At 45.8% G+C, this 8341-nt stretch carries 7 protein-coding genes, 1 tRNA gene and 2 pseudogenes; 3 read left to right on the top strand and 7 right to left on the bottom strand.

All coding sequences use genetic code 11. The features are described 5' to 3' along the window. Positions 1–206: hypothetical protein (locus WCE46_RS00635; RefSeq protein WP_424731770.1), on the bottom strand; the 206-nt coding region annotated here is incomplete at its 3' end. Beyond that, positions 199–2565, bottom strand: a pseudogene (locus WCE46_RS00640) (type II/IV secretion system ATPase subunit). The gene WCE46_RS00635 and the pseudogene WCE46_RS00640, both read right to left, overlap by 8 nt. Before the next feature lie 294 nt (positions 2566–2859). Between WCE46_RS00640 and WCE46_RS00645 the strand changes: the two are divergent. Beyond that, a complete protein-coding gene (locus WCE46_RS00645) occupies positions 2860–3138 on the top strand; it encodes a hypothetical protein (RefSeq protein ID WP_424731771.1) in 279 nt (92 codons plus the stop codon). An 80-nt stretch (positions 3139–3218) separates the two neighbouring features. Then, a complete protein-coding gene (locus WCE46_RS00650; protein ID WP_424731772.1) occupies positions 3219–3473 on the top strand; it encodes a hypothetical protein in 255 nt (84 codons plus the stop codon). A gap of 731 nt (positions 3474–4204) precedes the next feature. Here the strand turns inward: WCE46_RS00650 and WCE46_RS00655 are convergent. Next, entirely contained in the window at positions 4205–5257 is a 1053-nt protein-coding gene (locus tag WCE46_RS00655; protein ID WP_424731773.1) for a hypothetical protein, read from the bottom strand. A gap of 147 nt (positions 5258–5404) precedes the next feature. On the opposite strand from WCE46_RS00655, the gene WCE46_RS00660 reads away from it, so the two are divergent. Next, a complete protein-coding gene (locus tag WCE46_RS00660; RefSeq protein ID WP_424731774.1) occupies positions 5405–5557 on the top strand; it encodes a hypothetical protein in 153 nt (50 codons plus the stop codon). A 744-nt stretch (positions 5558–6301) separates the two neighbouring features. Here the strand turns inward: WCE46_RS00660 and WCE46_RS00665 are convergent. From WCE46_RS00665 to ilvE, 4 genes and pseudogenes are all read right to left on the bottom strand, one after another. After that, positions 6302–6562: a type II toxin-antitoxin system RelE family toxin gene (locus WCE46_RS00665; protein WP_424731775.1), complete on the bottom strand. Its 261-nt coding sequence runs from the start codon at positions 6560–6562 to the stop codon at positions 6302–6304. Then, a complete protein-coding gene (locus WCE46_RS00670) occupies positions 6552–6677 on the bottom strand; it encodes a hypothetical protein (protein WP_424731776.1) in 126 nt (41 codons plus the stop codon). Before WCE46_RS00670 ends, WCE46_RS00665 begins: the two co-directional genes overlap by 11 nt. A 474-nt stretch (positions 6678–7151) precedes the next feature. Beyond that, positions 7152–7226: transfer RNA gene (locus tag WCE46_RS00675), tRNA-Glu, on the bottom strand. A gap of 344 nt (positions 7227–7570) precedes the next feature. After that, positions 7571–8341 (bottom strand): annotated as a pseudogene (ilvE, locus tag WCE46_RS00680) (branched-chain-amino-acid transaminase); the annotation flags it as partial.

The following is an 8341-nucleotide window of genomic DNA, read 5'->3' on the forward strand; positions in this document are numbered from 1 at the left end:
GTACCTGGATCCATGATTTTCGGGAGCCATATTTCCGGTTCCCAGGCCGCCATGGCACGGTCTTCAGGGTGATGAAGAAAAGCGACGGCCTCATGAACCTTACGCAGGGCCGACAGGAGGCGGTCGCGAAGCCGGGAGTACTGTTCCCGCCGTGCCTTTATCCACCTGCGAGGTTGATTGACGCAGAGCCGTTCAGAGTTATTCATACAGATCCTTCCTTACACGTTCGATGATGGCGTCGGGTTCCCGGTAATAGGAGATGAGAACCTTTGCGACCTCTTTGTAATGCCGGATCTTTTTGATGCGCATCCACTCCAGCACTTCCTGCCGGCGCTTGAGTTCCTCCCGCATCCGGTTCTCGTTCCAGCCCCGGGCCTCCATGATCTCTTAAAGGATGTAGGACTTCCCCGAATAGGTGATCTCATCGGTCGCCGACCGCCATTTGAAGACCTCGTTCGTGATAAGTTCGTTTGTCCGGGGATCAATCTCAAGGATCTCGACGATCTGCTTATTCCGGCGGATACGTTTGCCGCCTGACTGGGCCTGCACCTGGATGCAGACAAAATCAAGAGCCGAGAACATGTTCCGTGGCACATCCATGGGCGGGTTCTCGATACGGTGGACGATACTCGATACCGAGTCTGCGTGGATCGTAGAGTACGTGACATGGCCGGTGCTCATCGCCTGGAAGAGCGTCTGGCACTCCTTGCCACGGACTTCGCCGACAACGATGTACTCCGGCCGCTGCCGCATGGCCGCACGCAGGAGTTCGTACATGGAGATCTCCCCGCGTCCTTTCATATCAAACGACTCCCGCGTTATACTCGGGATCCAGTTGGGGTGGGGAAGTTTCAATTCCCGTGTGTCTTCAAGGCTGACGATCTTTGCCATCGGGGGAATGAACAGTGAGATCGCATTTAACGATGTGGTCTTACCGGATGCTGTTCCCCCGGCGAAGAGTGCGGATTTGCCGTTCTCGACGGCCAGCCATATATAAGCAACCGCAAGCGGGGAAAACGTGTGCCATTCGATGAGATCGGTCGGGGTGATCGGCTCATCCTTGAACTTGCGGATGGTGAATGTTGAGCCGTGAGCGGTTACTTCCTGCCCAAGGGTCATCTGGATACGGGACCCGTCGCTCATGGTCGCATCGAGAATCGGTTCCGCAATGGAGATGTACTTGCCGGCACGCTGGGCGAGTTTCGTGACAAATGAATCGAGTTCCTCGGCATTGTGGTACATCAGTGTTGTCTGCATCGATTCGTAACTGGCATGGAATGCAAATAAGGGAACGTTGACACCATCGCAGGAGATATCCTCGATATACTTGTCATGCATGATCGCATCGATCAGGCCGTCGCCCAGGAAATCCTTGTGCAGGCTATAGAGGATCTTCTCGCGCTGGACCGGGCTGAGCCTGATCCCGAAATCTGCCAGAATATCATCCACAGAACACCTGAACTGGCGCTGCGCCTCCTCTTTGGATATAATATTGGTGTTGATATCGAGTGTGTCTGATAGGCGTCCTTTTAATTCCTTTAACTGATCTTTTTCAGGTTCGGAAAGAACGGGTTCGATTACCTGGTAGGTGTATTCATGCGTGGAATGGTCATAGATGACCCGGACATATGCATAGGGCGCATTGATGGGGTACATCTCCATCTCTTCGATACCAGGTTTTGGTTCAAATGAGAGATCTACAAGGGAACCATGTAATTTGGGATCATATTCCACCGTTGCCGAACGCAGGACGCTGCTGAAAAGTGCCGCCAGCCCGGATTTCTTTGCCAATGGTTTTTTTAACATTTCCGGTTCAAGGTCACGTTCCGTTTCGAGATCCCTGAACCCTGCGTTTGAAAATTCCCGCTTCCATATATCTGCAAGTTCCGGGGGCAGGGTTCCGATCCCGGAGGTCTCAAAGGCATTAAAACTGCCATGAAGTTTGATCTCGTCAATCCGGAATGTCGCACCTTTGGGGAGGATAAGTCCTGAGAGATCGGAGATCTGATCTACAGAGATGATCCGCGCATCCGTATCACTCACAACGGTATCGGCAGATGTCTTTGGTGATGCTCCTTCCTTTGTTACCGTTTTTTTCCTGAAAAATGAGGAGGTCCGTTGATCAGGGGAATCTTCTTCAATAATTTCTACAGCAGGTTCCGGTTGGGGTTCGACCACAGGTGGAACAGCATTTTCTTTTGCCGGGGAAATGGGAACGGCGGGTGCAGCCCCCGACTGTGCCAGAAATGTTCCCAGCACTTCGCGCACATCGTCTCCGGAAAGGCCGGGTGCCTGCGGGACCGGTTCCGCCGGGAACATATCTCCAAGCAGATCATCAAAATCTTTTGCATCCTGATGCAGGAGGGAGATATCACCGGGTGGTGCGGTATCCGGGGCATCGGTTTTTTCCGGTCCTGCAAAGAAAGCGTTTCCGGTGTTGTTCATGCCGGATTTTTGTATACGTGCAGGAAAATCACCGGTCCCGCCCGGTTCCGGGTTTCCCTCTTCGGGCTTCCTTTTAGGACGTTGTGCGGCTGTCAGGCCGGCTGATTCGTCTGCCGGCATCTGACGGATTTTTTTAAACAGGGTGATTATATCGTTATGAGCCACAGCATCCTGTGATTTCAACATGAAGATCCTCGTGTCCGATGATGACGGGTACTGGTATTTTTCATCCTGTATCCAGACCAGCCACTATCCAATGGGACAACGGATAAATCTGTCCCGATGTTGCAAATTTTATTTCAATGGACGCATGCTGATGATCCACCCAATTTTAATTAGTTCACGTCAGCAAGTGACGCACTGTCATACCCAACCGGTATTCCGACATTCATTATGTCCGGGTTCTCAAACCCCATGAGACCGGATATCCTCAGTGTCATCTTGTCGTATTCCGGGACTTTTTTAGAAGCAGAACAAATAGCCATCAAACAATTATGGAGTGAGAAATACCTGGCTGGATCATACGACCGTGGTATCGAATTCTCCTCAAAGAGATCAGATGAGGCGATTCACTTAATCCGTAATTACCTCATGAAATACATGACCAAGCAGTTCGGCACCGGGTATGAAGCATGGATTGAAGGCGAACTCCTGTTTAACGCTATGGTGTGGGAGACCGGAGAAAGACTCTGATGTAAACGGGGATACGAAGTTCTGAATAAACCCGGCGCTGCCGAACTCAAAAAATGCTACGAACTCGGGCAGGATGTTGCATGCCGCGTCAAGGCGATGTAATCATCCTTTTTCCTCCACGCACATTGTGCACATGCCTCATCTCTCGCATGCCGGCCACACTGCACCAGCGGCCTGATGCCAATGCCACGGCATCTTTTTTCTTTTGCCCGGTTATTCTGCCGGCAACGATTACGGAAAAATTCCGGATTTCTTTTGCAGGAATCACGGAACAGGAAAAAAAGATTTTGGACCTGACAGGCGCGCACCCGGGCCGTGAAAACCTGAAAATATGAGGGGTCCCGCTCTTTCCGGACGGTACCGGAAAAACGCCCGTAAAACCGTCCGATTGCAACTCCCAAAAATCAGACTGTATTTAGCCATTTGTTTGCCAAAATACGCCCGAATTGAGCCCCGTATAATGCCTCTCAAAGCCTCATATTCGCGTTCTGGCAGCGATCATTTTCCGGAACGTCCAAATGGCAATTTCACATGAGATCTGCCAAAAAAACCGCATTATCGAGCCCGTTTTAATTTGCCCGTTTTCGAAAATAAGCCCGATTTGGGGTTATTTTTAAACGGAGCCCGATACGGGCTTCTTTTGGGTCGGTCGAGAGGCAATCGGAGGCTGAAATGAGCCCGGATTGAGATCAGGTCACTAAGGGAGTAAAGAGCAAAAAAGCAGGAAATATCGGGATTTTAGGAGCAGGGGGAAATAGTTTTTGGGAAGAATTGATAAATTTCCGCAGAAAGTTTTTACAAGATCCGGGGGACAGATCATAAAAGAAAAAATTTTGCGGTTCAATGAAAAAATTCTTTGAGCGTTTTGATCTGCTGAAAAATTTTTGCACGAAGTTTCTCAATAACTTATGCAAACGGTATCCCTCAATTTAACGTACAATCTAATCTAGTGACGAGGGAAAAACATTCCACCGAAGTTCGTCCAAATCTGAATTGGACAATGTTTCGGGCGAATTTTCCATTTTTTAAGCATCATGTTTTACCATGATATACTTTTTGTATTGCATTAATTATTTAACAGGTTATTGATATTTAAATCAGTTATTAGGTTCTCGATTATACTTTTGGTCTCATCACATTTCAATAGTTCACGAATTATTGTTTTTGAGTAGTCCTTGATCACATTGTCATTGTGTTGTAAATTCTGAATCACTAATGGTACAAAATTAGCCTCAACGATTTGTTTTTGTTGTTGACTTCTAGCTAAAATTTGTAATATTGATAATACGCACTCACGTTCATCATTTGCACCGGTCTCTAAAATTTTTTTGAAACAATTGTTTGAATCGTAATCAACGATATTTTGCATAGTTAAAACATCCTTAAAAGCGCAGTTATTGAGTCCACTTAATAGATTATATCGAAGACATTTTAAATCATCATTGTATTTTAGGAAACGAAATATTGGTTGAATAGTCTGATTATCAATAAAAATTTTGGGGGAAAATACCTGAAATAATCTGACACATAAATACGATAATTGAACCTCAATATAGGGTTCTCTTTCTTCAATCATTGCAAAAAGCAAATCTTTTTGTTTCCCATTATTTCCCAATAATACTAAGTTCTCCATCGCACGTCTTCGAATTTCCGGGTCTTGATCCGATAGCAGATTAATAATTATCGATAAGCTTTGACCTTTTATTTGGAGATTCAACCCTTGAATATTAATTATTTTAAACAAAATTTGAAGACCCATTAAATTAGTCTCTTTTTCTCCGGTCTCGCAAACCGATGTAATTTTGGTAATTACATCATGTTTAGATGCAAATTTTTTTCCGCCAGGTGATGAGATGTATTTCAAAATCACTTCAAGCGATTTTTTTTGCTGTTTCGGGTTTTGATTTAATAATTTCTTGAATGAATAGAATAATTGCAGGTAAATTTTATAATTTTTTAATTTTTCTGAAAAATTATGTGCAACGTGTGGGATTTTTTTGTCAAGAATGTCCAACAATTTTTTAAAATATCTTTCAAATGCAACTTTAAATGCAATCCATAAAGCTGTAACAGCAAATACGATAATAATTCCTATAATTATTGTTGAAATATTGTCCATATTTCACCGATGATCGTTCTTTGATTGCTCTTAATAAAAAGTATCGCAAAGAATATTCTGATAAGTCAATAATTGATGAGTGTTTTTTGAGCTAAAAAAACAGAATAATAAGATAAATTAATAATCTACAAAATGTACTAACCAATCATGGCAGGAAAAACATCAGTTAAAGTTAAGGTAGATGTTGATACATCAAATTCTTCCGGTTCCGGTTCGAGAAAAAAGCCAGCAAAAAAAGCAAAGCTGACAATGGCATCCCAAGAAGCATTAGGTTATCCAATAGGATCTAGAAAAAAATAAATTCGTGTTGTCCCGGATTTGTTAACCGGTAGAAGATTAATAACATGCCGCACCATGATTCACTTTCAGATTTGAGAAATATCCAAGTTTATAAACATCCTGCGCGTTTTTACAGTTCACGACGGAGAACGGTTTTAACAAGAAATCTTTAAATAAGGTTAGATTCGATACAAAATATCATTTTTTGATTTAACGGGTCGCTGCGCTGCGCTGGTGAATTCAACCGAAATTTGCGGTGTAATTTTCACAACTTTGACAATCGCAACGCAGCGCAACGCCCGATTTTGAGCACTTGCATGATCGCAGCATGTATTGAGCGAGTTTGAAACAGATATTGAACATGATCATGCACAATTTTACGAAATTTAACGATTGAACTCATGATCATTTGGATTACACAAAAAGTTAAAATGGCGTTATTTTTTTGATCGGGGTTAAAATTTCGTATATTTTCTCCTGAACAGTCGTATTTTTTATATATTCCTTTTTTGAGACGCAGTATTAGGGAAGAATCGGAATACTGTAAAATTCGCTCCCTATGGAGGTCTGGATGCTAACGATATCAATTGATGAACTGGAACACATGGAAGATCCAATCGCGGTATTAGTTTGGAAGTGATGGATCCGGCAGGGAAAGGCAAGGCTGTTAGAGACACAGGGTGTTGGCAAGAAAATATCTGAAAAAACTCATTATACAGATAGAATCGAAACATCCTATAATAGAATTATCTGAAATTAAATCAATTACCTTTTGTAAACCCGTGAACGTTTGTCAATATTCACAATAAGAAGAATCCGGTTATCATCCTCAAGAGAATAAAGAATCCGGTACATCCCAACGCGTACCCTCAAAACCCCTTCTTCAGTAAGAACTTTTTTGGCGCCACGGGGATGAGGATTGACAGCCAATTTCTTGATTTCGTTGCTTAAACGATCAAAAGTCTGTTGGTTTACACTCTGCAAAAAACGATCGGCCTTCGATCCGATTGCGATCTCAAGCACCATTCCGTGCCCTCAACACTTCATCGAGTGAACGGGTTTGGCCTGCGCGGAGTTCCCGACGGCTTTCATCAAGAAGAACTTTCTCTTCAGGAGAAAGGATCATATCTTGGTCAACCATATGAGATCGGATATATTTGAGATCCCGCCGGATTAACCGCAACTCTTTAAGAACTTCACTTTCCATTTTAGATCCCTTTTGATATGTACTACTCGTTTCAGCATAAATGCATTCTAGTGCCGACAGAACTCTAAAAAATCTACAGATTCAGATCCTTCCTCAGTCTTGTCAGCAATTCCTGATAATCCGGGCTGTCACGAGCCATCTGAACTTTTTCGTCCAGTTTCATAGCGATCAGCGGGTCAAGGGGACGCCCGCAGCTCGAACAGAACTTTGAGGTTGGTGCATTCACTGTATAGCAGTATTCACACTGGCGGGGTTCTAATCGTATCCCATTGGACTTATCACCATTCACTGACTTGACCCCATAGTTCTTCACGATCGCCGCATCGATATCACTACCTGCAAGATGTGCATAGGTATGGAACATTTGGAAAAGATATTAGAAAATTAAACCCTCGCAAAAGAAGAAGATGCTGCTATGGGGATTCGAACCCCAGTCGCGGGCGTGAAAGGCCCGCATGATTGGCCGGACTACACTATAGCAGCGCGATGCTCTACTTAGTTTTACTCTACCTGATAAATAGGTTATGGAAATACCAAACGGGATGCGGCCGGTTCTCTCCCGGGCCCCTGTTAAAAAAAGATTATCTTTTCTTTCCGCCGGTCTTCTTCGCGACCGTCTTCTTCGCGGCTGATTTCTTTCCCGCAGCCTTCTTTGCCGACGGCTTTGGTGCAGCACTCTTCTTTCCTGCAACCTTTACGGTCTTTTTAGCGGCGGTCGTTTTTGCTGCCTTTGCAGTCTTTACTGCCTTCACGGCCTTTGCCGCCTTTGTGGTTTTTACTGCACTCTTCTTTGCTGCCGGCTTTTTCGCACCGGCTTTTGCTTGTGTATAGACGGGATATCCCTCGCGTTCGGTCACGGTGTGGAACGCTGCAATCAGCTGCCGGGTGATCGGGCCGGGTTTTCCTGTGCCGATGACCCTGCCGTCGACCCACGTGATCGGCGCGACCTCTGCCGCCGTCCCGGAGCAGATCAGTTCGTCTGCGGTGTAGAGATCGAAGTACCCGAGGTTCTGTTCCCGGAAGGTGATCCCGAGCGACTCCGCGATCTCTTTTACGACAACCCGGGTGATGCCCCGGAGGTTGTTGAGCGTGTGCGGGGTGATGATCTCGCCGTTCTTGATGATATACAGGTTGTCGCCCGAGCCTTCGGCCACGTACCCGTTCGTGTCAAAGAAGATTGCTTCGTCGCCGCCCTTGTAGTTCGCTTCGATCTTCGCAAGGATGTTGTTGAGGTAATTGAGACTTTTCACGTTCGGCGGGAGGGACTCGGCGGCATTTCTCCGGACCGAGACCGTGATCGCCTTTAAGCCCTTCTCGTACAGGTCGCCGTACATCGCGCCCCAGGTTACAGCGATGACAATAACCGATGCCTTCTCGCACTTGCGGGGATCAAGGCCGAGATCGCCGACCCCCCGGGTGATGATCGGCCGGATGTAGGCATTTTTCAGTTTGTTCCGGCGCAGCGTTTCGCAGATCGCCTCGGTCATCGCCTCTTTTGAGATCGGCGGCTGGATATCAATCGTCTTTGCCGAATCATAGAGCCGGTCGATATGTTCCTTGAGCCGGAAGACCCTGCCGTTATAAGCGCGGATCCCCTC

This window comes from Methanoregula sp. (genome assembly GCF_049690535.1).
Classification (GTDB): domain Archaea; phylum Halobacteriota; class Methanomicrobia; order Methanomicrobiales; family Methanospirillaceae; genus Methanoregula.

What these genes read in the sequence shown, in the direction of transcription:
- WCE46_RS00645 (WP_424731771.1), top strand. Translation starts at nt 2,860, where the DNA reads ATGAGACCGGATATCCTCAGTGTCATCTTGTCGTATTCCGGGACTTTT.
- WCE46_RS00650 (WP_424731772.1), top strand. Translation starts at nt 3,219, where the DNA reads ATGCCGCGTCAAGGCGATGTAATCATCCTTTTTCCTCCACGCACATTG.
- WCE46_RS00655 (WP_424731773.1), bottom strand. Translation starts at nt 5,257, where the DNA reads ATGGACAATATTTCAACAATAATTATAGGAATTATTATCGTATTTGCT.
- WCE46_RS00660 (WP_424731774.1), top strand. Translation starts at nt 5,405, where the DNA reads ATGGCAGGAAAAACATCAGTTAAAGTTAAGGTAGATGTTGATACATCA.
- WCE46_RS00665 (WP_424731775.1), bottom strand. Translation starts at nt 6,562, where the DNA reads ATGGTGCTTGAGATCGCAATCGGATCGAAGGCCGATCGTTTTTTGCAG.
- WCE46_RS00670 (WP_424731776.1), bottom strand. Translation starts at nt 6,677, where the DNA reads ATGGTTGACCAAGATATGATCCTTTCTCCTGAAGAGAAAGTTCTTCTT.